Annotated in this window: 27 protein-coding genes; 16 read left to right on the forward strand and 11 right to left on the reverse strand. The window is 72.6% G+C overall.

Annotated features, from left to right (window positions below; all coding sequences use genetic code 11):
* Positions 1–22 precede the first annotated feature (22 nt).
* Positions 23–439, forward strand: coding sequence for a nuclear transport factor 2 family protein (locus FKD65_RS26145; protein ID WP_141579982.1), 417 nt, complete (start codon positions 23–25; stop codon positions 437–439).
* A gap of 125 nt (positions 440–564) precedes the next feature.
* Positions 565–1,080, forward strand: a complete 516-nt coding sequence (locus FKD65_RS26150; RefSeq protein ID WP_141579983.1) for a hypothetical protein — start codon at positions 565–567, stop codon at positions 1,078–1,080.
* A 91-nt stretch (positions 1,081–1,171) separates the two neighbouring features.
* Here FKD65_RS26150 and FKD65_RS26155 read toward each other — a convergent pair whose 3' ends face one another.
* Positions 1,172–2,080: a D-isomer specific 2-hydroxyacid dehydrogenase family protein gene (locus tag FKD65_RS26155; RefSeq protein WP_141579984.1), complete on the reverse strand. Its 909-nt coding sequence runs from the start codon at positions 2,078–2,080 to the stop codon at positions 1,172–1,174.
* Between the two features lie 104 nt (positions 2,081–2,184).
* On the opposite strand from FKD65_RS26155, the gene FKD65_RS26160 reads away from it, so the two are divergent.
* Together FKD65_RS26160 and FKD65_RS26165 are read left to right on the forward strand one after the other, a co-directional pair.
* Positions 2,185–3,177 (forward strand): nitronate monooxygenase, encoded by a 993-nt coding sequence (locus tag FKD65_RS26160; protein ID WP_141579985.1) that lies wholly within the window; start codon positions 2,185–2,187, stop codon positions 3,175–3,177.
* Positions 3,178–3,190: 13 nt separating this feature from the next.
* Positions 3,191–3,931: a tRNA(His) guanylyltransferase Thg1 family protein gene (locus FKD65_RS26165; protein WP_141579986.1), complete on the forward strand. Its 741-nt coding sequence runs from the start codon at positions 3,191–3,193 to the stop codon at positions 3,929–3,931.
* On the opposite strand, the gene FKD65_RS26170 is transcribed toward FKD65_RS26165, so the two are convergent.
* Positions 3,932–4,291, reverse strand: coding sequence for a helix-turn-helix domain-containing protein (locus tag FKD65_RS26170; protein ID WP_141579987.1), 360 nt, complete (start codon positions 4,289–4,291; stop codon positions 3,932–3,934). It abuts the gene before it with no gap.
* A gap of 55 nt (positions 4,292–4,346) precedes the next feature.
* Between FKD65_RS26170 and FKD65_RS26175 the strand changes: the two genes are divergently transcribed.
* Positions 4,347–4,733, forward strand: a complete 387-nt coding sequence (locus tag FKD65_RS26175) for a DUF4440 domain-containing protein (protein WP_141579988.1) — start codon at positions 4,347–4,349, stop codon at positions 4,731–4,733.
* A 58-nt stretch (positions 4,734–4,791) separates the two neighbouring features.
* Here FKD65_RS26175 and FKD65_RS26180 read toward each other — a convergent pair whose 3' ends face one another.
* Positions 4,792–5,352 carry a CGNR zinc finger domain-containing protein gene (locus FKD65_RS26180; protein WP_141579989.1) on the reverse strand — a complete coding sequence of 187 codons (561 nt, stop codon included), beginning with the start codon at positions 5,350–5,352 and terminating at the stop codon, positions 4,792–4,794.
* Between the two features lie 26 nt (positions 5,353–5,378).
* On the opposite strand from FKD65_RS26180, the gene FKD65_RS26185 reads away from it, so the two are divergent.
* The 3 genes from FKD65_RS26185 (at position 5,379) to FKD65_RS26195 (ending at position 8,549) form a co-directional block, all read left to right on the forward strand.
* Entirely contained in the window at positions 5,379–6,668 is a 1,290-nt protein-coding gene (locus FKD65_RS26185) for an MFS transporter (RefSeq protein ID WP_141579990.1), read from the forward strand.
* Positions 6,669–6,858: 190 nt separating this feature from the next.
* On the forward strand, positions 6,859–7,275 hold the full coding sequence (locus tag FKD65_RS26190) for a YciI family protein (protein WP_141579991.1): 417 nt from the start codon (positions 6,859–6,861) through the stop codon (positions 7,273–7,275).
* Entirely contained in the window at positions 7,248–8,549 is a 1,302-nt protein-coding gene (locus FKD65_RS26195; protein WP_168221196.1) for an RNA polymerase sigma factor, read from the forward strand. Before FKD65_RS26190 ends, FKD65_RS26195 begins: the two co-directional genes overlap by 28 nt.
* Positions 8,550–8,801: 252 nt before the next feature.
* Here the strand turns inward: FKD65_RS26195 and FKD65_RS26200 are convergent, their stop codons facing one another.
* The 3 genes from FKD65_RS26200 to FKD65_RS26210 all read right to left on the reverse strand — a co-directional run bounded on the left by FKD65_RS26200 (position 8,802) and on the right by FKD65_RS26210 (position 10,478).
* A complete protein-coding gene (locus FKD65_RS26200; RefSeq protein WP_141579992.1) occupies positions 8,802–9,566 on the reverse strand; it encodes a tetratricopeptide repeat protein in 765 nt (254 codons plus the stop codon).
* A 95-nt stretch (positions 9,567–9,661) separates the two neighbouring features.
* Positions 9,662–10,186 carry a YbaK/EbsC family protein gene (locus tag FKD65_RS26205; RefSeq protein ID WP_141579993.1) on the reverse strand — a complete coding sequence of 175 codons (525 nt, stop codon included), beginning with the start codon at positions 10,184–10,186 and terminating at the stop codon, positions 9,662–9,664.
* Positions 10,176–10,478: a helix-turn-helix transcriptional regulator gene (locus FKD65_RS26210; RefSeq protein ID WP_168221197.1), complete on the reverse strand. Its 303-nt coding sequence runs from the start codon at positions 10,476–10,478 to the stop codon at positions 10,176–10,178. Before FKD65_RS26210 ends, FKD65_RS26205 begins: the two co-directional genes overlap by 11 nt.
* Before the next feature lie 121 nt (positions 10,479–10,599).
* Here FKD65_RS26210 and FKD65_RS26215 point away from each other — a divergent pair, with 121 nt between their 5' ends.
* On the forward strand, positions 10,600–11,511 hold the full coding sequence (locus tag FKD65_RS26215) for an ADP-ribosylglycohydrolase family protein (protein ID WP_240809610.1): 912 nt from the start codon (positions 10,600–10,602) through the stop codon (positions 11,509–11,511).
* Between the two features lie 32 nt (positions 11,512–11,543).
* Here the strand turns inward: FKD65_RS26215 and FKD65_RS26220 are convergent, their stop codons facing one another.
* Complete coding sequence (locus FKD65_RS26220; protein ID WP_240809611.1) at positions 11,544–12,497, reverse strand: cyclase family protein; 954 nt, start codon at positions 12,495–12,497, stop codon at positions 11,544–11,546.
* Positions 12,498–12,725: 228 nt separating this feature from the next.
* On the opposite strand from FKD65_RS26220, the gene FKD65_RS26225 reads away from it, so the two are divergent.
* The gene (locus tag FKD65_RS26225; protein WP_141579994.1) at positions 12,726–13,121 is read left to right on the forward strand and encodes a VOC family protein; all 396 of its coding nucleotides are present in this window, start codon (positions 12,726–12,728) and stop codon (positions 13,119–13,121) included.
* 111 nt (positions 13,122–13,232) lie between these two features.
* Positions 13,233–13,367, forward strand: coding sequence for a hypothetical protein (locus tag FKD65_RS46325; RefSeq protein WP_302931551.1), 135 nt, complete (start codon positions 13,233–13,235; stop codon positions 13,365–13,367).
* A 70-nt stretch (positions 13,368–13,437) separates the two neighbouring features.
* On the opposite strand, the gene FKD65_RS26230 is transcribed toward FKD65_RS46325, so the two are convergent.
* Positions 13,438–14,442 carry a HEAT repeat domain-containing protein gene (locus FKD65_RS26230; RefSeq protein WP_141579995.1) on the reverse strand — a complete coding sequence of 335 codons (1,005 nt, stop codon included), beginning with the start codon at positions 14,440–14,442 and terminating at the stop codon, positions 13,438–13,440.
* Between the two features lie 6 nt (positions 14,443–14,448).
* Positions 14,449–15,117: a HEAT repeat domain-containing protein gene (locus FKD65_RS26235; protein ID WP_205718905.1), complete on the reverse strand. Its 669-nt coding sequence runs from the start codon at positions 15,115–15,117 to the stop codon at positions 14,449–14,451.
* A gap of 161 nt (positions 15,118–15,278) precedes the next feature.
* Here FKD65_RS26235 and FKD65_RS26240 point away from each other — a divergent pair, with 161 nt between their 5' ends.
* The 5 genes from FKD65_RS26240 to FKD65_RS26260 all read left to right on the forward strand — a co-directional run bounded on the left by FKD65_RS26240 (position 15,279) and on the right by FKD65_RS26260 (position 19,584).
* Positions 15,279–15,668 carry a YccF domain-containing protein gene (locus tag FKD65_RS26240; RefSeq protein WP_141579997.1) on the forward strand — a complete coding sequence of 130 codons (390 nt, stop codon included), beginning with the start codon at positions 15,279–15,281 and terminating at the stop codon, positions 15,666–15,668.
* A gap of 116 nt (positions 15,669–15,784) precedes the next feature.
* Positions 15,785–16,234 (forward strand): hypothetical protein, encoded by a 450-nt coding sequence (locus tag FKD65_RS26245; RefSeq protein ID WP_141579998.1) that lies wholly within the window; start codon positions 15,785–15,787, stop codon positions 16,232–16,234.
* A gap of 21 nt (positions 16,235–16,255) precedes the next feature.
* A complete protein-coding gene (locus FKD65_RS26250) occupies positions 16,256–17,422 on the forward strand; it encodes a sensor histidine kinase (protein WP_168221198.1) in 1,167 nt (388 codons plus the stop codon).
* Positions 17,419–18,039 (forward strand): response regulator transcription factor, encoded by a 621-nt coding sequence (locus FKD65_RS26255; protein WP_141580000.1) that lies wholly within the window; start codon positions 17,419–17,421, stop codon positions 18,037–18,039. Before FKD65_RS26250 ends, FKD65_RS26255 begins: the two co-directional genes overlap by 4 nt.
* A gap of 192 nt (positions 18,040–18,231) precedes the next feature.
* Positions 18,232–19,584 carry a glycosyl hydrolase family 18 protein gene (locus FKD65_RS26260; RefSeq protein ID WP_240809612.1) on the forward strand — a complete coding sequence of 451 codons (1,353 nt, stop codon included), beginning with the start codon at positions 18,232–18,234 and terminating at the stop codon, positions 19,582–19,584.
* A gap of 60 nt (positions 19,585–19,644) precedes the next feature.
* On the opposite strand, the gene FKD65_RS26265 is transcribed toward FKD65_RS26260, so the two are convergent.
* Positions 19,645–20,478, reverse strand: coding sequence for a phosphoribosylaminoimidazolesuccinocarboxamide synthase (locus tag FKD65_RS26265; RefSeq protein WP_141580001.1), 834 nt, complete (start codon positions 20,476–20,478; stop codon positions 19,645–19,647).
* Positions 20,479–20,601: 123 nt separating this feature from the next.
* Positions 20,602–22,071 carry an aminotransferase class I/II-fold pyridoxal phosphate-dependent enzyme gene (locus FKD65_RS46330; protein WP_141580002.1) on the reverse strand — a complete coding sequence of 490 codons (1,470 nt, stop codon included), beginning with the start codon at positions 22,069–22,071 and terminating at the stop codon, positions 20,602–20,604.
* Between the last annotated feature and the right edge of the window lie 20 nt (positions 22,072–22,091).

Here is a 22,091-nt window from a genome sequence, read left to right on the forward strand (position 1 = left end):
GAGCCGCGGAAACACTGCGTCCATGACCGATTCCGCGTCCCTCACCAATCCCGATTCCACGACCAACAAGGACATCATCCAGCGGGCCCTTTCGGAACTGATGACCACGGGCAGCGTCGACGGGCTCCGGCCGCTGTTCAGCGACGACTTCGTGCACCACCGGCCGGACGCGACCTTCTCGACCAAGGACGAATGGCTCGCCGCCGTGCAGGCGGCGCTCATCCCGCTCGCCGGCATGCAGGTCGAGGTCCGCCACCTGCTGGGCGACGGCGGCCACGTGGTGCTGCACACGCGGCGGTGGCTCCCGGACGGGCCGGAGATCGCGGTCATAGAGATCTGGCGGATCGAGGACGGGCTGATCAGCGAGGCCTGGGAGATCATCGAGCCGGTGGCCCGCGCGGCCGCCAACCTCACCTGGTGGGAGCCAGCCGGACCCTGACCCGGTTCCCGGCCGACACGTCCCCCGGTTGCCCTTCCGTTTCGGATCCGCACGGTCTTGGTCAGCCCCCTGATCAAGCAGGGGTGCTCTGCCTCGTGCAGTACGTAACGAAAGGTTGATCCCACATGACTACCAGCAATCCCCCGAACGACGTCGGCGGAAGAAGCGGGCCGATACCGGCGGACCGGGTCATCTTGGAGCTGATAGAGCAGGCTTCCCAGTCGCTCGCCGACGCCGAAGGCGCCCGCCAGATGACCGGCACCCAACTCACGCGGGGAAGGGAAATCGCCGACCGGTTCGCGGTGATCGCCCGCGGTGGGGCCGAATACGAAGAGTGGGGTGCCGTCAATCACGCGGCCGCCCTGCTCTCCACTCGCCTCAAAAGGGCTGCCCGGACGGCCGAGAGAATCCGCCAGGAGGCGAGGGATCTCGCCGACGAGGCAGAGCGCGTCAGTGAACGCTGCGGGACCGAGCTCTCCATTTCCGGTCGCGCGCCCAAGCAGGACGCACTTGAGGCCCGGAAAACCGCTCTCCGGGCCTGGGCAGTGGCCGATGAGACAATGACGGCCGCCCATGCCATGTTGGTCGCCCTCCTCGAACAACACCTCGCACTTCTCAAGGGTCCGGGGATGGCCGCCTGAACTGGGGCCGCTCCACCGCGGTGGAGCGGCCCCTCCGCATTGCATCCGGAATCCGAGCGGCGGCCGACGCGTGCTGATGCCTGGATCTCCCTCAGACGACACGGTGGAGGAGGGCCTCGCCGCGCGCGAGGCGGCGGCAGTTCTCCGCGGCGACCTCGAAGTAGCGGTTCCACGTCTCGCGCGTCAGCCACGCCACGTGCGGCATGACGACGACGGTGTCGAGCGCCAGCAGCGGGTTGCCCGCGCCGACGGGCTCCTTCTCGAAGACGTCCAGGCCCGCGCCGCCCAGGCGCCCCGACTCCAGGGCCGCCACCAGCGCCGCCTCGTCGATCACCGCGCCGCGCGCCGTGTTCACCACGATCGCGCCCTCCGGCAGCAGCGCGAGCTTCTCACCGTCCAGGAGATGGTGGGTCTCGTCCGTCAACGGGATGTGCACCGACACGATGTCGCTCGCGCGGAGCAGCTCGTCGAGCTCCCGCCAGGACGGATCGTCACTCCGGGGCGTTCGGGTCGTGTAGAGCACGGTCGCCCCGACCGCTTCCAGCATCCCGCGCAGCAGCGTCGCGATCTCGCCGCCGCCGAGCAGTCCGACCGTCCGTCCGGCCAGCTCCCCGCCCAACAGGGAGCGGTCGGCGGGCCAGCCCTCGCCGCGCCGCGTGCGCGCGTCGAACGGCACGACCTGCCGCAGCGCCGCCAGCATGAGCAGCAGCGCCGTCTCCGCGACGGCCTGCGCGTTGCGGCCGGGCATGTTCGCGACCGCGATGCCGCGGTCGGCCGCCGCGTCGAGGTCGATGGTGTTCACGCCGGTGCCGAGCTTCTGGATCAGCCTCAGCCTCGGCGCGCGGTCCATGTCGGCGGCCGTCACCGGGCGCAGCACGTGCCAGAGCACCTCGGTGTCCGCCAGCAGTTCCGCGAACCGCGCGTCGTCCTGCTCCGAGCAGCTCGCGATGTCGAGCCCGGGCTCCTCGTGGTCCATGTCGTAGTGCAGCAGCACCCGCATGCCGACCCCCTTCCCTGTGCGACCCCGGCGTCACCCGGCGGGGTCCCCCGCGATTATCGTGCGTAGTGACCGGGAGTCGGATCGATCGGACCGAGGTGAGCGCCATGTGGCCGGAACTGCCGATCGTGCAGGCGCCGATGGCGGGCGGGCCGTCGACGCCTGAGCTGGCCGCCGCCGTCTCGGAGGCGGGGGGCCTCGGCTTCCTCGCCGCCGGGTACAGGACGCCGGAGGCCATGCGCGCCGACATCGCCGCGACGCGGAAGCTGACGTCCCGCCCGTTCGGGATGAACGTCTTCATGCCGTCCCTGGACGTGGTCGACCCGGCCGCCGTCGCCGCCTACCGCGACCGCCTGGCCCCCGAGGCCGCCCGCCTCGGCGTCGAGCCGGGCACCCCGGGCGCCCGCGACGACGCCTACGACGCGAAGATCGCCGACCTGGTGTCCGACCCGCCGGCGTTCGTCAGCTTCACGTTCGGCTGCCCGGCACCGGACGTCGTCCGCGCCCTCAAGGACCGCGGCGCCACCGTCATCGTCACCGTGACCACCGTGGACGAGGCCCTCCGCGCGTCCGACGCCGACGCGCTCTGCCTCCAGGGGCCCGAGGCCGGGGGCCACCGGGCCTCGTTCGCCAACGTCCTCGACGACCTGCCGCCGCTGCGCGAGCTGGTCCCGGCCGTCCGCGCGGCCACCCGGCAGCCCCTCATCGCCGCCGGCGGCCTCGCCACCGCCGCCGACGTCGCCGACGTCCTGGCCCTCGGCGCCGTCGCCGCCCAGCTCGGGACGGCCTTCCTGCGCTGCCCGGAGAGCGGCGCAAGCGACCTCCACAAGGCCGCCCTGGCCGACTCCCGCTTCACCTCGACGGCGATGACCAGGGCTTTCAGTGGACGTCCAGCCCGCGGCCTCGTCAACCGCTTCCTCGCCGAGCACTCGGGGGAGGCGCCCGCCGCCTACCCGGACATCCACTACATGACGGCGCCGCTGCGCAGGGCGTCGACGGCCCAAGGCGACCCGGACGGCGTCAACCTCTGGGCGGGCGAATCCTTCCGCGAGACCACCGAGACCCCTGCCGCCGACCTCGTGGCCGCCCTCACCCCATGAAGGACCTCCCCCCATGAAGGATCTCGAAGCGCGCATGCGCTCGCGCGAGTGGTTCCACTCGCTGACGCTGCTCCCCGGCGCGTGGGCCGTCGTCCGCGTGGACGGCCGCTCCTTCTCCCGCTACACCGAGACCCGCTTCGACAAGCCCTTCGACCCGCGCTTCTCCGCGCTCATGACCGACGCCGCGACCGCCCTGCTCACCGAACTCGGCGGACGCTACGCCTACACCGAGAGCGACGAGATCTCCGTCGTCCTCGACCCCGCCTTCGACCTGTTCGGCCGCGAGGTGGAGAAGCTCGTCTCGCTGTCGGCTGGCATCGCCACCGCCGCGTTCACCCACGCCGCGGGAGAGCCCGCCGTCTTCGACGCCCGCGTCTGGATGGGCACCGGTCTGGACGACGTGGTCGACTACCTGTCCTGGCGCCAGGCCGACGCGGCGCGCTGCGCGCTGAACGGCTGGTGCTACTGGACGCTGCGCGGCGAGGGCATGTCCGCGCGCCAGGCCAGCCGCGAGCTGGAACGCACGTCGGCCGCGGACAAGAACGAGCTGCTGTTCTCGCGCGGCGTCAACTTCAACGAGGTCCCCGTCTGGCAGCGGCGCGGCGTCGGGTTCTGGTGGGAGACCTACGAGAAGACGGGGCACGACCCCATCCGGGGCACGGACGTGACCGCCGTCCGCCGCCGGATCCGCACCGAACGCGACCTCCCCATGAAGGACGCCTACCGCGACCTGGTCAGGGGCCTCCTCACCTGACTAGAGCTCGGCGCCCCAGTCCCAGAGAGCTTGGAGGACCGGCCCCAGCCGGCGGCCCTGCGGAGTGAGCGCGTACTGGGTGCGCGGCGGCCAACCCGCCCGCCTTTCCCGTTCGAGCACGCCCGTCTCGACCAGATGCGCCAGCCGGTCGGTCAGCACCTTGTCGGACAGCGTCGGGAGGGCCTGCCGCAGCTCGCTGTACGAGCGGTCGCCCCGCAGCAGCTCGCGGACCACCAGGGTCGTCCAGCGCCCGCGCAGCGCGTTCATGGTGATCTCCACCGGACAGGACGGCGTGGGCTCCGCCGCGTTCGCGCGCGGATCGTCGGGCAGCCCCGGATGGCTGACCGTTTGGTGAGTCACGAGAGCGCCTCCTAGCGTTTCGCCTCCCGATCCTGTCTACCCGGAAGGAACGACGATGCGCCCATTGGCCGAACGCCCCGAGGACGTCGTGCTCGTGTTCGCCGACCGCTTCAACAGCGGGGACCCGGCGGCTATCGCCGAGCTGTACGAGGAGGGGGCGGTGTTCGTCCCCGAGCCGGGCACCCCGCTCACGGGCTCCGACGCCCACGCCGCGAACGCCGGCTTCATGGCCCTCGGCCTGCCGATCAAGGTCAGCCCCCGCCACGTCTACACCTCGGGCGAGCTCGCCCTGCTGATCGTCGACTGGGTGATCGAGGGCGCGGGGGAGGAGGGCCCGGTCCGCCTGGAGGGCACCGCCACCGACGTCGCCCGCCGGGGCCCGGACGGCCGCTGGCGCTACGTCCTGGACAACCCCTTCGGCACCGCCGCCTCCGCCGGGTAGGCCCTTGCGGCGGAAACGCGCGTCCGTCGCGTTTCCGCTGCTTCCGCCGGCCGCCGAGTCAGCGCCCGCTCGGGCTTGGGCGTCCCCCTTGCGCCGCGTCCGGTGCGGTCCGTGCGCGGTGCCTGCGGACCGCGTCGCGGGTGCCGCATCTGGGGGAGCAGTAGCGGCGGCGTCCCGTGCGGGAGGTGTCGGCGAAGATCACACCGCACTCGGCGACCGCGCAGCGCTGGAGCCTGTTCATGCCGCGTCCCACGAGGTGCAGCGCGGTCCCGACGGAGATGAGCGTGCACAGCAGCGACCCGGGCGACTGGTCCTCGTCGCGGTAGTGCAGGTGCCAGCCGCCGCCGGTGTGGTCGGTCAGCCGGGGGTGGGCGGCGCTCGCGGCCAGCATCCGGTTGACCAGGGCGGCGCGCTCGTGCTCGCCGGTGGTGTCGACGACCGTCTCCCACGCGTCCAGTGCGGCGTTGACGCGTTCCAGGTCATCGGGGGCGACCGGCTGTTCCAGCGCCAGCCCTGCGGCGCGGCAGCGGTCCGCGAGTTCGCGCGGGCTCGCCGGACGGCGGTTGGCCAGCTCGGCCGCCAGGTTCACGGCGTCCGCGCCGTAAGGGTTGAGGTGCATAAAGGCATTACATCACCCTGGTCCCCATGGATCAGGACAGACGACCCCCCGTGGTGCAGCAGGCGGTCGCCTCATCCGCGAACGGCGTCGCCGCGCGGGCGTCCGGTGCCTGGCGGTACCGGTGGACCATCCTCGGCATCGCGACGTTCACGCAAGCCGCTTCCGCGTTCTTCGTGCAGGGGATCGGGGCGATGGGCCTCCACCTCCAGCGCGACCTGCACCTGAGCACGGCCCAGCTGGGGCTGCTCATCTCGGCGGCGCAGCTGCTGCCCATGGCCGGCCTCGTGGTGGCCGGGAGGCTGCTGGACCGCCATGACGAGCGCTGGGTCGTCGGGCTCGGGGCCTGCCTGGTCGGTGCGGCTCTGTGCGCGGGGAGCGCGGTGCCGGGCTACGCGTCCCTGCTCCTGGTCCTGCTGGTCGTCGGCGCCGGGTACAGCACCGTGCAACCCGGCGGGAGCAAGTCGGTGGCGTCCTGGTTCGACGCGTCCCAGCGGGGGTTCGCGATGGGCGTCCGCCAAGCGGGCCTGCCCCTGGGCGGCGCGCTCGCCTCGGCCGTCCTGCCCCTCGTCGCCGGGGCGTTCGGCTGGCGCGCGGCGCTCCTGACCGGCGGACTCGTCGCGCTGCTCGGCGCGGGCGGGTTCATGGGCCTCTACCGCCGGCCGCCCGCCCGGCCGCCGGACCCGGTCGATCCGCGGCCGGGCCTCCGGAAGCGGACGCACCGCGAAACGTCCCTCGTGACGATCGTGCTGTCCGGGACGAGCCTGATCTCCGTCCAGTGCGGGGTGGGCATCCTGACCGTGCTGTACCTCCACGAGAGGACGTCCGTGGAGGCGGGCGCGGCGGCGCTCGTCCTGGTGGCGTCGCAGGGAGCGGGCGTAGCCGGCCGCATCTGCCTGGCGGCCTGGAGCGACCGCAGCGGACGCGGACGCTACGTCGCCGTCATGGCCTGCATGGTCGCGGTGATCGCCGGAATGTCCGTGCTGATGACGCCGCTCGGCCGTTCGCCCGCGGCGGCGTGCGCCGTCTTCGTCTGGCTCGGCTTCTTCGGGCTCGGCTGGTACGGCCCGTGGGTCGCCTACGTGACCGAATCGGCCCCGCCGGACAGGACGGGATCGGTCCTCGGCCTGGCCATGGCCGCCAACCAGATCGCCATCGTCCTGGTGCCGCCGGGGCTCGGCCTCCTCAAGGACATGACCGGCGGCTTCTCCTCGGCCTGGGGCATCCTGACCGCGATGACGGCCGCGGCCTTGATCGTCACGGCGCGGGGGCCGGGAAGGACGCCTGCCGGTCGCCCGGCTCGGGAACCGAACCGCTGACCCGGGGCGGCGTCGCCGTCCCGGCGAGGGCGCACACCGGTCCGTGGTCCGCGGTTCGACCAGGCGGAACGTTCTCGTCGGAGTCTCCGGGAAAAAATGCTGGGGGCGTGTCGATTACGGCCGTCCTCCGTTCGACCTAGGGATGAGAGGGTCCCGAGGGAGGGGTCCGGAGGAACAGGGAGACACGGAAATGAAGTACATGCTGATCATGCGGGCGACCGACGAGGCGTACGCGGGCATGGCGGAGACGGACCACGCCGAGATGATCGAGACCGTGGGCCGGTTCAACCAGGAGCTGATCCAGGCCGGCGTGCTGCTCGCCGCGGAGGGGCTCGACGACCCGTCCGAGAGCGTGGTGGTCGACCACTCCACCGAGCCGCCCGCGGTCACCGACGGCCCCTACGGCGAGACGAAGGAGCTGTTCGGCGGGTTCTACATCCTCGACGTGGCCTCGAAGGAGGAGGCCGTCGAGTGGGCCAAGCGCGCACCGGCCGGGGCCGGCTTCAAGACCGAGATCCGCCGGGTCCCCACCATCGACGAGTTCCCGCAGGACAACGAGTGGATCAAGAAGGAGCGGGCGTGGCGCGAGGCGACGGGCCAGCTGTGACGGGCGACCCCACCGGCCGCGAGGCCGTCGCCGCGGTCTGGCGGGTCGAGTCCGCGCGGATCGTCGGCGGCCTCGCCCGCTACACCGGCGACTTCGCCCTGGCCGAGGACCTCGCCCAGGAGGCGCTGGCCGAGGCGCTCGTGACGTGGCCGCGCGACGGCGTCCCCCGCAACCCCTCGGGGTGGCTGCTCACCGTCGGCAGGCGGCGCGCGATCGACGCGTTCCGCCGCCGCTCCGCCCTCGACGAGAAGTACGCCGCCCTCGCCCACGAGCTGGGGGAGGGCGGCGTCGCCGCGGGAAGCCCTCCCGAGGAGGCCGACGACGTGCTTTGGGACCCCGACCGGATCGACGACGACGTGCTCGCGCTCATGTTCGTCTCCTGCCACCCCGTCCTGGCGCGGGAGGCGCGGATCGCGCTGACGCTGCGGGTGGTCGGCGGCCTGACCAGCGACGAGATCGCACGGGCGTTCCTCGTCCCGACCGCCACCGTGCAGGCCCGGATCACCCGCGCGAAGAAGACCCTCGGTGCGGCCCGGGTGCCGTTCGAGGCGCCGACGGCCGAGGACCGGGCGAGGCGCCTCCCCTCCGTCCTCAACGTCGTCTACCTGATCTTCACCGAGGGCTCCACGGCCAGCTCCGGCGGGGAGCTGATCAGGTTCGACGTGGCGGGCGAGGCGCGGCGGCTGGCCCGGGTCCTGGCCCGGCTGATGCCGGACGAGCCGGAGGTCCACGGCCTGCTGGCCCTGCTGGAGCTGACCGCGGCGCGCTTCCCCGCCCGCACCGCACCGGACGGCGAGCCGGTACTCCTGGAGCACCAGGACCGCACCCGATGGGACGGCGCCGCGATCGAGCGAGGACGCGCCGCCCTCACCCGCGCGGAGCAGGCGGGCCGCGGCCTCGGCCCCTACGGTCTCCAGGCGGCGATCGCCGAATGCCACGCCCTGGCCCCCTCGGTGGCCGAGACCAACTGGGACCGCATCGTCCTGCTCTACGAGGCCCTGAGCCGCCTGGCGCCCTCCCCGGTGGTCGATCTCAACAGGGCGGTGGCGGTCTCCATGGCCGGCGGCCCGGCCGCCGCCCTTCCCATCGTGGACGGCCTCGCGGCCTCGGGCGCCCTCGCGAACTCCCATCTCCTTCCGAGCGTCCGAGGCGAACTCCTGACCCGCCTGGGCCGTCCCGAAGAAGCCCGCACCGAACTGGAACGCGCGATCAAGCTCGCCGCCAACGAGCGGGAACGCGCGCTCCTCCACCAGAAGCTCACCGCCCTCCCCTAGAGGCGGGCGCGGCCGGACGGTCGGCCGAGGCGAACTTGGTGAGGTTGTTGAGCTTCTGATCGCGCGGCCGGTGCGCGGCCGCTGGTGACCCTGGGACGGAGCCCGCGCCACGTTCTCGACATCTCCCGCGGCTACTGCCGGGCCACGACGGCGCCGACCTGGCCGGCCGGGCGACCGACCGCTGAGTGAGGCGCGGCCCCGGCGGCCGCCCGCGCCGGGGCCGTGACTCCCAGTCGGAGCGTTGAGGCCCGGTCAGAACAGGCCGGGCATGTAGGGGGCGCCGTTCTCGCGAATCCCGCTGGCCAGGGCCTTAGCCCTTGCCGCGCCGCGCGGATGCCCGGCTCGACCGGCCTTGCGGAAGTACTCCTCCGCTCCTTCCATGTCGTTCTTGTGCTCGCAGCGGACGCCTAGGTTGAACAGGGAGTCCGGGTCGCCTGCGGCGGCCCCCCTCTCCCACCACGCGTCGGCCTCCTCGCGCCGGCCCTGGGAGTAGAGGTGGTTGGCGAGGGCGCTGAGCGCTCGGCCGTCGCCCTCCCCGGCGGCGCGCCGGAGCCATTCCTCCGACTCCTCCGCCCGGCCCATCTCGCCGAGCGCCAGACCGAGGTTGGTGATCGAGTCGGCGTGCCCGGCGTCGGCCGCGATGCGGAACTGCTCGGCGGCCGCCTCCACGTCACGGCGTCCGATGAGCAGGAGCCCGAGATTGTGCCGGGCGCCGACCTCCCCGGCCTCGGCCGCCTTGCGGTACCAGCCTTCGGCCTCCTCGTCCCGTCCCTGCTCCGAGCAGAGGATGCCGAGGTTGAGCTGCGCGACCCTCTCGCCCGCTTCGGCCGCCGCGCGCCACCACCGCTCGGCCTCGGCCTCGTCCCGGCCCACGACCAGCACGCCGAGCTTGAGCATGGCGCCGGTGTGCCCCGCCTCGGCGGCGGCCCTGAACCGCGGTTCGGCCTCGCGCGTCCGGCCCTGCTTCTGGAGCGAGTTCGCCTCCTGGAACTCGGCCTCTCCGGCATCTTTCTCCATGGGAGCCCCTTCCGTGATCACCGTGATCGGACCGGCCCGGAGCCGGAACGGTTCCCGCCGTCCGCGCCCGGCGAGTGATCGGTCGGACGGGCGGGTCAGGGCGCGAGGGTGATAGGGGCGATCCGGGGGGAGGCGAGGCGCCGGTAGTCGGCGGTGGCCAGGGCGATCGAACGGTCCAGCCGGGCGGCGTTGAAGTAGAGCTCCGGACTCTCCAGCAGCGCCGGGTCGGCGATGACCTCCAGGTCGGGGTGGTAGCTGAAGGGCAGCACGGTGCCGCTGACGCTGCCGGCAAGCCGCTCGGCCTTCTCCCGTCCCGCGAAGGCGACGTAGGTGCCCTCCAGCAGAGCCTTCAGCGCCTGAAGATCCAGGCGGGCGTCGCCGGGCACCACCGCCAGCACGTACCGGGTCCGCTTCTTGCCGAGCTTGACCATGACGATCAGGCACTTGGCGGCATGGGCGACGTCGTGCCCGCGAAGCTCGCTGACCACCTCGGTCCGCCCTTCGGGCGCGTGGTCGATCAGCCGGTACCGCGCCCCGGCGGCGTCCAGGTCCCGGACGAGGCGTTCGTGAAGATCGAGGTCCTGGGACGCCGTGACGGTCCCGTCGAGCTCACCACTCACCGCTCAGCAACTCCTTGGCCCGCGCGATCCGGTCCTCGTCGCGCTGGTAGAACACCCACTGCTTGATCTTCTTGCCGCGCACCAGCCCGGCCCGCGACAGCACCCGCAGATGCTCGCCGCACGTCGGCTGGCTCACGCCCAGCTTCTGGGCGATGAACAGCGAGCAGACCCCGTCGCGGACCAGGTCGCCGTCGCGCTGCGGCGCGAAGTGCCGCTCGGGGTCACGCAGCCACTCCAGGATCAGCAGGCGCCTGTCGTTGGCCAGCGCCTTGATCAGCTCCACGTCCAGCACCCAAGCATTATGGCGATTAGCTAATTAACTGTCCAGCGTTCCGCGTTGAAGATCGTGATCCCGGCATAGGCTGCCGCGAAGCGGCATCCGCCGCGCTTCCACGACATTCGGGACCCTCGCCATGAACCACGACCAACGCGGCCCGGCGCCGGCTCCCGAACGCGCGGCCGCGTCCATGCACGTCTCCCTGGCGGGCTTGTCGGTCGGTGACGCGTTCGGTGACCAGTTCTTCCTGCGTGCCAACCGGCACCTCACCGCCGCGGACCTTCCGTCGCCGCCGTGGGAGTGGAGCGACGACACCGAGATGGCCTGCTCGGTCGTCGCCTGCCTGCGCCGTCACGGACGCATCGACCAGGACGCTCTCGCCGCCTCCTTCGCCACGCGCATGGACACCGGCCGCCGATACGGCGCCGGGGCCCTGGAACTCCTCGAACGCATCCGGGACGGCCACCCGTGGCGGGCCGCCACGGCCGAGTCCTTCGGCGGCAACGGCTCCTACGGCAACGGCGCCGCCATGCGCGTCGCTCCTCTGGGCGCGTTCTGCATGGGCGACCCGGCACGCGCCGCCGCGGAGGCCGCCCTCCAAGCCGAGATCACCCACGCCCACGTCGAAGGAGTCGCAGGCGCCATGGCCGTCGCCGTCGCCGCGTCCCTCGCCGCCAACGGGACCGCCGGGAACCTGATCGAGGCGGCACTCGACCACGTCCCCGGAACCTACGTCAGGCGCGGCCTCGAACGCGCCCGCGGCCTCAAGAGGGCAACGCCCGAACAAGCGGCGCAAGCCCTCGGCAACGGATCACGCATCACCGCCCAGGACACCGTCCCGTTCGCGCTCTGGGCGGCCACCCGTCACCTGGACGACTATCCGGCGGGCGTCCGGGCCTGCGTCACGGCAGGCGGCGACATGGACACCACCGCCGCGATCGTCGGCGGCATCATCGCCGCCGGCACCGGGATCGACGGCATCCCACCGGCCTGGCTCGAATCCCGCGAACCCCTCCCCGGCTGGCTGGAGAACAGCCCGAGGCCGTGACCCGCGGTTCCGGCAGGGCGCGAGGTCCGCGGTCAGAACGTGGCGATCGGGTTGACGGGGCTGCCGGACGTACCGGCGAAGCGGACCGGCGCGACCGCGAGGTGGAAGTCCCACTGGCCGAGCTCGGCGGCCGTCGCCGCGCACGCCTCCAGGTCGCAGTTGTCGAGCAGCCACAGCCCCATCGCGACGAGGCTCACGGCGTGGACCGGCATCAACACGTCTTCGTACCCCGACGGCTGGACGTCCTGAGGGGTGTCGGCTCCGATCAGCGCGACCTCCCGTTCGTGCAACCACGGCAGGCAGGACGCGTGCCAGCCGGCCTGTGTGAAACCGCCGGCCTCACCGGACTCGTGCCGGACGCGGCCGTAGCCGGTCCGCAGGAGCACCGCGTCACCGGGTCGCACCCGCACGCCCTGGCGGCGCTCGGCCTCCTCGAGATCCTCGGGGAACACGCCCTGCCCCGGTTCCAGCCACGGCACGTCGCGGACCCTCGCGATGTCCAGCAGGACGCCGCGCGTGATGATCCCGTTCGCCGCCGCCGTGACGGCCGCCCATGCCGATCCCGTCGCGGCGTCCACCAGGGAGTGCGGCCGCCCGTTGTACATCGCGCCGTCCCAGAAAATGTGGCACGGCGAGTCGACGTGGGTGAGGGTGTTGCCGTGGAACGTGATGCCGAGTCGATCGGACGAGAAGCCCCAGCGCCGATCGTTGTGGAAGGCGCCCGGCATGTTCTCGGCACCCGGCATGTCGGCGGCGCACGGGCACGCCGTCGTCGACCGCTCCATGTCCCCCGGTACGGCGACCTCCCATGCGCACGACACGCTCCTGCCGTGGCGCACGGCCCGCGCCGCCGCGAGGCGGACGTGGTCCGTGATGTGGTTCAGCGTGCCGAGCTCGTCGTCGTCGCCCCACCGCCCCCAGTTCGACAGCGTGTCGAAGTACCCGAGCACGTCGTCCTGGGTGGGCACCGGTCGCCCTGCCGTCATCCCGGCATCGACTCCTAACGTCACGCGGTTCGAGGCGCCAAGGCCCGCTGGACCGGCATGACACTAGATCAACGGGCCGGCGGTCGCCAGGCGCTCCGCCGTCCGGAAACTGCGGGGGCTCACGACCTCATCGGGGCGGTGAAGCGGCGGCTACTGGCCGTTTCGCGGCTGCCGCCCCTGGATTCCAGGCGCGAGATCGCGGCGTGGCCGGATTACGCTCGGACGATCATGACCGATCTGCTCGGAATCAACCATGTGACACTGTCCACGACCGGACTCGACCAGCTCGTGGCGTACTACACGGAGTTGCTCGGGGCGACGCTCGCGTTCGAGCGCGCCGCGACCGCCGCCGATCCCCGGATCGCAGTCCTCGATGTCGGCGGGGCCGACCATCTGATGATCGTAGAAACGGCCGCCCTCCCCGCCCTCGATCTCGATCCCCTGAACCGGGCGGGCTGGGGCCTGCGCGTGGGTACTTACGCCCAGCTGCGCCGGCTTCGCGAACGGATTCTGGAAGCCGGGCACCCTGTCGGACAGGTCGAGACGCTGCCTACGCAATGGACGATGACGGCTCGCGATCCCGATGGACGCGCTGTCGACATCCGGGCCCATCGCCCTCGGTGACGTTCCCGTCGGCGCCTCGCGAGAACCTTCACGTGCTGGCATTGTGTCCGGGCTTGGAGGCCAGCAGCTCCCGGTAGCCCGCGACGACCGGATCCGCGCGTCCCGGAGTGGGTGGTCAGCCGGGACCGGGCGAAGCGCGCGTTGCTGGCGATCGAGACGGCGTGCTGGCCCACCTACAGCCAGTGGCTCGCGGGAGGCGTCATCGTCCTCTGGGCCGTCGTCGGGACGGCCGAGCACTGCCACTGAACGCGGTGGAGAACGCCTCTCGCTCATGCCCGGCGAGGGGCGTTCGGGCTGGCTCGACCGGGACGGGAGGTCATTGGCCGGTGCGTAGTTTGAGGATGTAGCTCGCGGTCAGTGCGACGGACTGGTCTTCGTCCTGTGACAGTTCCGCCAGGGCGTGGGACGCCTTCGTTCCCGGGATGTCCGCGAGTGCTTGTGTCAGGCGTCGTCGTGCGGGGGGATCTGCGGCGGCGCGGGCGAGGCGGGTTATGAGGGCGGTGGCGATCTGGTCCGCCAGGGCGGGGCGGCCGGCCAGTGCGGCGAGGGCGTCGGCGGCGTCGACGTCGTTGGCCTCGTCGGCGATCATGTCGATCAGCGTGGGGACGGCGTCCTCGACGCCCCGGGGGCCGAGTGCCAGAGCCGCGTATCGGCGGACCACGAGGTCAGGGCTCGTGAGCGCGTCGCTCAGGACGGCGGTCGCCCTCTCGCTCGGGATCTCGGCGATCGACTGGACGGCGCGTTTGCGCACCTCGGCGTCCGCTGAGTCGAGGCCCTCCGCCAGAGGTGTCAACGAGGTATCGCCCGCTTGCGCCAGGGCCCATCGGAGGGCCCCGGCGACGTTGGGGTCCGTCTCGCTCAGCGCCGCCTCGACCAGCGCCTCCACCGGCACCGGCATCTCCTCGGCCGAGGACAGGGCCGCGTGCTGCCGCTTCCCGGCGCTCTCCGACCTCAACGCCTGGAGGAGGGCGACGGTCTGGAGGACGTCCTCCCAGTCGGCGGGCTCCGCGGCGTCGATCCGGTGGAGGCGCGTGAGCAGCTCCGTCTCGCTCGTGATGCGCTCCCGCGTCCGGCGGACGAGGTCGTCCACGAGGTCCGAGGGCGCGAAGCCGGGATCGTCGAGCGCGCGCCCGACCTCGCGCAGCGACAGCCCCAGTGACCGCAGGCTCTCGATGTGGAAGATCCGCCGGATGTCCTCGCTGGAGTACTCCCGGTAGCCGGCGCCGGTACGGCCCGTGGGCCGCACCAGGCCGAGCGACTCGTAGTGCCTGAGCATGCGGGCGCTGACCCCGGAGCGGCGGGCCACCTCGCCGATCAACAATGCCTGTCACCCCTCCTGGGCGGTCGTGCCGAGGGCCACGACGCGCTTCGCCTCCTCGATCGCGAACTCGAATCCCGCCTCCGGGTCGCGCAGCAGCCGCTCCGTGGCGATCGCGTGCGCGCGTACACGGCGGTCCGGATCCCTCTTCGCGGCGCGCAGCATCGGCGTGATCACCTCGCCGAGCGCGATCAGCGCTCGGCTGAGGCTCAGCTGCACCTCGCGTCCGCCGCGCCCGAGCTGCGTCGCCAGAACGGCGGCCAATCCGGGTTCTTCCCCTTCGGGCACGAGGGCGACCGCGGTCCGCCAGGCCGCCCGCGCCACCTCGTCGTCCGCGTCGGACAGGAGCGCCCGTGTGATCGCGGGCCATGCGCTCCGGTCCCCGATCTTGGACAGCGTGTGCAGCGCCTGGCTCCGGGCCTGCGGACGATCCGAGCGGAGCTCCTCGACGAGCCTCGGAACGGTCGACGACGCCGGGTGGCGGGTGAGCGCCCACGTGAGCATGTCGCGCACGTGGAAGTCGGGCTCGACCGCGCAGCGTTCGATGAGCCTGTCGACGAACCGCTGGTCGGGGGACGTTCCGACCGCCATCGCCGCGCGCAGCCGCACCGACGAGCGGCCGTCCTCGAGCCCGCGGGAAGCCCGCACGATGTCCGTCTCCGTGCCCTGTCGCGGCATGGCCATCGGGACCACCTCCTCGGCTCCAGTGAAGGCCTTGTCACTGTGGCAAGGTCAAGCGCGGGCAGGCCGCTGCAATCTCCGCGCCGGGGCTCTCCGCCCCCGGTTTGAGGGCGGGCCCGGGGAGAAATAACTGTTTTGCCTACTATCGGGGGGTTCTCGTGCGCACGCTGCTGAACATCCTCTGGCTGGTCCTGGCGGGCTTCTGGATGGCGATGGGCTACGTGTTCGCCGGAATCATCTGCTTCATCCTCATCATCACCATCCCGTTCGGCATCGCCTCGTTCCGCATCGCGGCCTACGTGCTCTGGCCGTTCGGCCGGACGACCGTCCCCAGGCGGGACGCGGGCGTCGGGTCTTTCGTGGGGAACGTCATCTGGGTCATCTTCGCGGGATGGTGGCTGGCCCTCGGGCACCTCGTCACCGGCGTCCTGCTCTGCCTCACGATCATCGGGATCCCGTTCGGCATCGCCAACTTCAAGCTGATCCCGATCTCCCTCGCCCCACTGGGCGTCGAGATCGTCCCGTCGGACGACCTCGCCGCCTTCTGAACGAGGGCCCAAGCGGCCCCGGGCGGCGTCGCGGGCTCGGCGTCCGTCGATCGGTGGACACGGGAGTCGACGTCCGGTCGACACCGGACGGCCGCGCCGGCAGTGATGCTTTCGGCATGAGACATCTCAAGGACGACGAACTGGTCCCCGCCCTGTCCGCCGAGACCGACCGGCCCCTCCTCGCCGCCGTGTACGCCCGGGTCGACACCGTCCTCGGCCCGGCGCGGATGCTGTCGCCCCTGGGCAACTACCTCATCGCCCGCCCGGCGGCGCGGGCCGCCGCGCACCGGCTGACCGCGCGCACCGACGTGCCGCTCGACGGGGCGATGATCCTCGGCATCACGGAGGACGCGCTGCACGTCTGGCGCGCGGACCCGATGCTGAACCGGGTCGGCGAGCACGTCGGTCAGGTCTCGCTGGACCGCGTCACCGACATCACGGTGACCCCGGGGCGGAGCTGGCAGCAGGTCGCGATCGTGCTGGCCGAGGGGGAGAAGATCGAGGTCGAGGGACGGGGGGCGGCGCACGCGCTGGCCGCCGCGTACCGGGAGCTCCGCGCGGGTTGACCGTGCGGCATGCTTGTCGGTGTGTCGGAGACCCTGTCCCACGTGCCGGACCAGCATGCCTGGACGCGGGGGGTGCTGATGCGTGACGCGTACTACGGGCTCGCGCTGGCCGGGTCGGTCGCCGCCGTGTGGATCACGGGTGCCGGCACCGGCCGCGCCGTGTCGATCGCCGCGCTGTGCGCGCTCGTCCCGTGGTACCTCCTGGTCGGGCGCGGGGCTCGCCGGGGCAGCCCTGTGCCGGCCCGGACCGTCTGCTACCTGTTCGGGGTGCTGGCCCTGCTGATGACCGCGCAGCTGACCGTGCTGGCCAGTTCGATGGTGCTGTTCGCGCTGGTCCCGCAGTCCTTCATGCTGCTGCCGGTCGGCTGGGGCGTGCTCGCGCTGGCGGCGTTCAACGCGGTGCCGCTGGTCGAGGCGGTCGGTGCGCCCGGCCCCGGCGGCGTCGTGACGGCCGGCGTCGTGGTGCTCGGCGTGGTGTTCGGGGCGTGGTTCGCCTGGTGGATCCAGCGGATCATCGAGCAGAGCCGGGAGCGCGCCGACCTGCTCGCGCAGCTCGCCGCGACCCGCGAGGAGCTGGCCGAGTCGCAGCGGCGGGCGGGGATGCTCGCCGAGCGGCAGCGGCTGGCCATGGAGATCCACGACACGCTGGCGCAGGGTTTCACCAGCATCCTCATGCTGCTGGACGCGGCCGACGCGGCGCCGCCGGAGCAGGCCAGGGCGCACCGGGAGCGGGCGGCGCGCGCCGCCCGGGAGAACCTGGCCGAGGCGCGCGCCCTGGTCTGCGCGCAGCCGCCGGCGGCACTGGCCGGCTCGTCGCTGCCGGACGCGCTGCGCCGGCTGGTCGATCGGCTCGGTGAGGAGACCGGCGCGGCGACCTCGTGGGAGCTGGCCGGGGAGCCGCGGCGGCTGCCCGCCGGTACGGAGGTGGTCGTGCTGCGGTGCGCCCAGGAGGCGCTCGCGAACGTGCGGCGGCATGCGGGCGCGGCGCGGGCGGCGCTGTGCCTGCGGTACCTGCCGGACGGGGTCCGGTTGGAGGTCTCGGACGACGGCGCCGGGTTCGACCTGACCGCCTTGACGGGCTTCGGCCTGGCCGGAATGCGCGAGCGGGTCGCGCAGGCGGGCGGCCGCCTGACCATCCGCAGCGCGCCGGGCTCCGGCACCGTGCTCACCGTGGAGGCGCCGGCATGATCCGGGTACTGCTCGTGGACGACCACCCGGTGGTGAGGGAGGGCCTGCGCGGCATCCTCGGCGCGGAGGACGGCATCGAGGTGGCGGGCGAGGCCGGGTCGGCGGCGGAGGCGGTCGTCGCGGCCCGGGCGTGCGAGCCGGACGTGGTGCTGATGGATCTGCGGATGCCGGACGGCGACGGGGTGCAGGCGACGCGGGACCTGCTGGCCCGCCACCCGGCCTGCCGGGTGGTGGTGCTCACCACCTGCGAGAACGACGCGGACATCCTGCGGGCGGTGGAGGCCGGCGCCACCGGGTACCTGCTGAAGGACGCCGGGCGCAGGGAACTGGCCGAGGGGATCCGCGCGGCGGCGCGCGGGGAGACGGCGCTCGCCCCGGCGGTCGCCGCACGGCTGGTGTCCCGGATGCGTTCGCCGGGCGGCCTGAGCCCGCGCGAGATCGAGGTGCTGCGCCTGGTCGGCGCGGGCCGGACGAACGCGGAGATCGGCCGGGAGCTGCTCATCAGCGAGGCGACGGTGAAGACGCACCTGCTGCGGGCGTTCGAGAAGCTGGGCGTCTCGGACCGCACGGCGGCGGTCACCGCGGCGCTGCGGCGCGGCATCCTTCCCCCGTACTGACCGCGGTGGGCGTGCGTCGGCGCGCCGGCGGCCTCTGAGGGGCCTTCACGGGGTCGGATGGGGCGGTTAGTCTCTAACTGGCGTCCACGCCGGTCGTATGTGCCTTGCTCTGGGAGAGTCCCGTCCCCACGGGGCTTGTTCGGCTCTTGCACCGGCTCCTCTGTGTCCCGCTCTGCTGAGGAGTCGTCCCCCGTGAAGTTCAAGCACGCGTACCTCGATCCCAGGCGATCCAGGCAAAGACGGTCCGCCGCCGGCGCCGCACTGGCCTCGGTCGCCGCCGCGGCCGTCCTGTCGTTCGGCACGCTGGTCGCCGTGTCCGCGCCGTCGTCGGCCCAGCCCGCGGCCGCGATCGCCTGCACGTATCCGGCCTGGGCGGAGGGCACGCCCTACAAGGTCGGCGACAAGGTCGCCTACACCGGTCGCGGCTACGAGGCCCTCGTCGCCCACACCGCCTACCCGGGTGCGGGCTGGAACCCCGCGTCCACACCCACGCTGTGGCGCGACCTCGGCCCCTGCGACACACCGACCACGCCGCCCACCACGCCTCCGACCACCGATCCGCCGACGACCCCGCCGCCGGGCGGGGACGGCACCTGCGCGGTGAAGTCGAAGCCCGCCGGCAAGATCCTCCAGGGGTACTGGGAGAACTGGGACGGCGCGTCCAACGGCGTCCACCCGCCGTTCGGCTGGACGCCGATCGACGACCCGCTGATCGGGCGGCACGGCTACAACGTGATCAACGCGGCGTTCCCCGTCATCCGCTCGGACGGCACCGTCCTGTGGGAGGACGGTATGGACTCGACGGTCAAGGTCGCCACCCCCGCCCAGATGTGCGCGGCGAAGGCGGCGGGCGCCACCATCCTGATGTCGATCGGCGGGGCGACGGCGGGCATCGACCTCAGCTCCAGCAGCGTGGCGGACCGCTTCGTCCAGACGATCGTGCCGATCCTGAAGAGGTACAACTTCGACGGGATCGACATCGACATCGAGACGGGCCTGTCGGGCAGCGGGAACATCGCCCGGCTGTCGGCGTCGCAGGCGAATCTGATCCGCATCATCGACGGCGTGCTCGCCCAGATGCCGTCCAACTTCGGGCTCACGATGGCACCCGAGACCGCGTACGTGACCGGCGGCAGCGTCACCTACGGCTCCATCTGGGGCGCCTACCTGCCGATCGTCAAGAAGTACGCGGACAACGGCCGGCTGTGGTGGCTGAACATGCAGTACTACAACGGCAGCATGTACGGGTGCTCGGGCGACTCCTACTCCGCCGGGACGGTCGAGGGCTTCGTCAGGCAGACCGAGTGCCTGAACAACGGCCTGACCGTCCAGGGCACCACCATCAAGGTCCCCTACGACAAGCAGGCCCCGGGCCTTCCCGCGCAGCCGGGCGCGGGCGGCGGCCACATGTCGCCGAGCCTGGTCGGCCAGGCGTGGAACCACTTCAACGGCCAGTTGAAGGGCCTGATGACCTGGTCCCTCAACTGGGACGGGTCGAAGGGCTGGACGTTCGGCGACAACGTCCGCGGCCTCCAGGGCCGCTGACGGTCCGGCTCCGGGGTCCGGCGGGACGCCCGCCGGGCCCCGGGCACGTCCGCCGCGCGGTCAGGAGCTCCAGGCGGTGCCGGTCAGGCGTTCGTAGACCTCGACGTAGCGGGCGCGGGTGGCCTCCACGACCTCGTCGGGGACGACGGGGCCGGGCGGGGTGCGGTCCCAGTCGAGCGTGCTGCTCCAGTCGCGCACGAACTGCTTGTCGAGGGAGTGCTGCGGGCGGCCGGGCACCCACTGGTCGGCCGGCCAGAAGCGGGAGGAGTCGGGCGTGAGCACCTCGTCGCCGAGGACGAGGGTCCCGTCGGCGGCGCGGCCGAACTCCAGCTTGGTGTCGGCGATGATGATGCCCCGCTCCGCGGCGAGGGCGGCGCCGCGCTCGTAGATCTCCAGCGTGACGTCCTTGAGCCGGGCGGCGGTGTCGTCGCCGATCTTGCGGACCACGTCGTCGTAGGTGATGAACTCGTCGTGGCCCTCGGTGGCCTTGGTGGTCGGGGTGAAGATCGGCTCGGGCAGCCGGGACGCCTCGACCAGGCCGTCCGGCAGCGGGACGCCCGAGACCGTGCCCGACTTCTGGTACTCCTTGAGGCCGAGCCCGGCGAGGTGGCCGCGCGCGATCCACTCGACGGGGAGCATCGTGAGGCGGCGGCACCGGATGGCGCGCCCGGCCCACTCCTGCGGCACGTCGGTGGCCGACACGACGTGGTTCGGGATGATGTCGGCGAGCCGCTCGAACCACCACAGCGACAGCTGCGTAAGGATCTTCCCCTTGTCGGGGATCGGCGTCGGCAGGACGACGTCGTAGACGCTCACCCGGTCGGACGCGACGAGGATCAGCTCATCGCCGTCCGCGTAGACGTCCCTCACCTTGCCCGAGTGGACCAGCTCCATGACGCTCCTCACCTCACCGTCTTCGCCGGTAGGAGTCTTCCACAGCGCCGCCCCGCCGCAGGCGGCGGCTCCACCCGCCGCAGGCGGCGGCTCCACCCGCCGCAGGGCCCTGCGGTGCTCGGGTCACTTCTCGACGAACACCCGCACGCTGTCGAGCGTGCCGTCCGCCGCGTCCGGTATGACCATTCCGGCGGCGACGCCGGAGCGCAGGTAGTCCAGGACCGGCGGGGTGATCCGCTCGCCCGGCAGGACGGCCGGGATGCCGGGCGGGTACGGGGTCAGCATCTCCGCGCAGACGCGGCCGGCGGCCTCGGAGGCGGGAACCTGCTCGGCCGGGCCGAAGAACGCGTCCCGGGGCAGCGCGACGAGTTCGAGCCGGAGCTCCTCGGGCGGCGGCACGCGGACGGTCGGCGACGACCCGCGCAGGTCGTCGATGTGGGCGCGGAGGTCGTGCAGGGCGGCGAGCAGCCGGTCGGTCGTCTCCTTGTCGTCGGCGAACGTGAGCTGCGCGCTGATCCGCCGGTGGTCGGCCAGGTGCAGGTTCACGCGGTGGTGCTCGCGCAGCCAGTCGGCGGCCCGGTAGCCGGTCACGCCGAGGCCGGTGATGTCGATGACGAGCGGCAGCGGGTCGAGGTCGTGGGAGAGATTCGGGCCGGTGAACTCCTCCCGGCCCTGGACCTCGAAGCCGTCGATGGCCGCGACCCGTTCGCGGACGTCGGACGCCAGGTCCAGCGCGTCCCTCAGCAGGGCGTGCCCGTGCTCCACCATCTGCCGCCGCCACGCGTCCAGGCCCGCGTAGATCAGCACGGACGGGCTGGTCGTGCCGAGCAGGTCCTCCCGGGCCTTGAGGACGGCCGGGTCGACGAGGTCGCCCTGCTGGTGGAAGACCGATCCCTGCTCCAGCCCGGCGCCCATCTTGTGGACGCTCGTCACGCACACGTCGGCACCGGCGTCCATGGCCCAGGTGGGCAGGTCGTCGTGGAACGGCAGGTGCGCTCCCCACGCCTCGTCCACGATGAGGGGCTTGCCCTGCCCGTGGCAGACGGCGGTGATCGCGGCGAGGTCGGCGCAGGTCCCGTAGGGCGTCGGGCTGGTGACCAGGGCGCCCCGCGCGTCGGGGTGCTCACGGAACCGCGCGGCGAACGCCTCGGGCGCGGGCGGGTGCGCGAGACGGCGTTCCGGGTCCCACTGCGGCTCGACCCAGATGGGGCGGACGCCGGACAGGATCAGCCCGGAGACGACCGACTTGTGCGCGTCCCTCCCGACCAGGAGCTTCTCGCCCGGACCCGCGACCGACAGCATCGCGCTCTTGACCGACAGGGAACTGCCGCAGGTCGAGAAGAACGCCTGCTCGGCGCGGACGGCGTCCGCCATCAGCTCCTGGGCGCGCTCCAGCACCTTGTCGCCCGACTCCCGGTCGTCTAGGCCGGAGATGGCGAGCACGTCGGAGCGGAAGACCGCGTCGCCGAGGACCCGGCGGGCGCGCGGGTCCGCGCCGCGGCCCTGCTTGTGGCCGGGAGGGGTGAAGGGAAGCTGCTCCTCGCGGTGGTAGGCGGCAAGGGCGTCCAGAACGGGGGCTTCCGAATGGTCCATGGACGTCGTGTTCCCCCGCG

It is taken from the genome of Actinomadura sp. WMMA1423 (assembly GCF_006547145.1).
GTDB lineage: Bacteria > Actinomycetota > Actinomycetes > Streptosporangiales > Streptosporangiaceae > Spirillospora.

Excerpts from the sequence above, each read along its gene's own strand:
- FKD65_RS26145 (WP_141579982.1), top strand. The coding sequence starts at position 23 with ATGACCGATTCCGCGTCCCTCACCAATCCCGATTCCACGACCAACAAG.
- FKD65_RS26150 (WP_141579983.1), top strand. The coding sequence starts at position 565 with ATGACTACCAGCAATCCCCCGAACGACGTCGGCGGAAGAAGCGGGCCG.
- FKD65_RS26155 (WP_141579984.1), bottom strand. The coding sequence starts at position 2,080 with ATGCGGGTGCTGCTGCACTACGACATGGACCACGAGGAGCCCGGGCTC.
- FKD65_RS26160 (WP_141579985.1), top strand. The coding sequence starts at position 2,185 with ATGTGGCCGGAACTGCCGATCGTGCAGGCGCCGATGGCGGGCGGGCCG.
- FKD65_RS26165 (WP_141579986.1), top strand. The coding sequence starts at position 3,191 with ATGAAGGATCTCGAAGCGCGCATGCGCTCGCGCGAGTGGTTCCACTCG.
- FKD65_RS26175 (WP_141579988.1), top strand. The coding sequence starts at position 4,347 with ATGCGCCCATTGGCCGAACGCCCCGAGGACGTCGTGCTCGTGTTCGCC.
- FKD65_RS26180 (WP_141579989.1), bottom strand. The coding sequence starts at position 5,352 with ATGCACCTCAACCCTTACGGCGCGGACGCCGTGAACCTGGCGGCCGAG.
- FKD65_RS26185 (WP_141579990.1), top strand. The coding sequence starts at position 5,379 with ATGGATCAGGACAGACGACCCCCCGTGGTGCAGCAGGCGGTCGCCTCA.
- FKD65_RS26190 (WP_141579991.1), top strand. The coding sequence starts at position 6,859 with ATGAAGTACATGCTGATCATGCGGGCGACCGACGAGGCGTACGCGGGC.
- FKD65_RS26200 (WP_141579992.1), bottom strand. The coding sequence starts at position 9,566 with ATGGAGAAAGATGCCGGAGAGGCCGAGTTCCAGGAGGCGAACTCGCTC.
- FKD65_RS26215 (WP_240809610.1), top strand. The coding sequence starts at position 10,600 with ATGAACCACGACCAACGCGGCCCGGCGCCGGCTCCCGAACGCGCGGCC.
- FKD65_RS26220 (WP_240809611.1), bottom strand. The coding sequence starts at position 12,497 with ATGACGGCAGGGCGACCGGTGCCCACCCAGGACGACGTGCTCGGGTAC.
- FKD65_RS26225 (WP_141579994.1), top strand. The coding sequence starts at position 12,726 with ATGACCGATCTGCTCGGAATCAACCATGTGACACTGTCCACGACCGGA.
- FKD65_RS26235 (WP_205718905.1), bottom strand. The coding sequence starts at position 15,117 with ATGCCGCGACAGGGCACGGAGACGGACATCGTGCGGGCTTCCCGCGGG.
- FKD65_RS26245 (WP_141579998.1), top strand. The coding sequence starts at position 15,785 with ATGAGACATCTCAAGGACGACGAACTGGTCCCCGCCCTGTCCGCCGAG.
- FKD65_RS26255 (WP_141580000.1), top strand. The coding sequence starts at position 17,419 with ATGATCCGGGTACTGCTCGTGGACGACCACCCGGTGGTGAGGGAGGGC.
- FKD65_RS26265 (WP_141580001.1), bottom strand. The coding sequence starts at position 20,478 with ATGGAGCTGGTCCACTCGGGCAAGGTGAGGGACGTCTACGCGGACGGC.
- FKD65_RS46330 (WP_141580002.1), bottom strand. The coding sequence starts at position 22,071 with ATGGACCATTCGGAAGCCCCCGTTCTGGACGCCCTTGCCGCCTACCAC.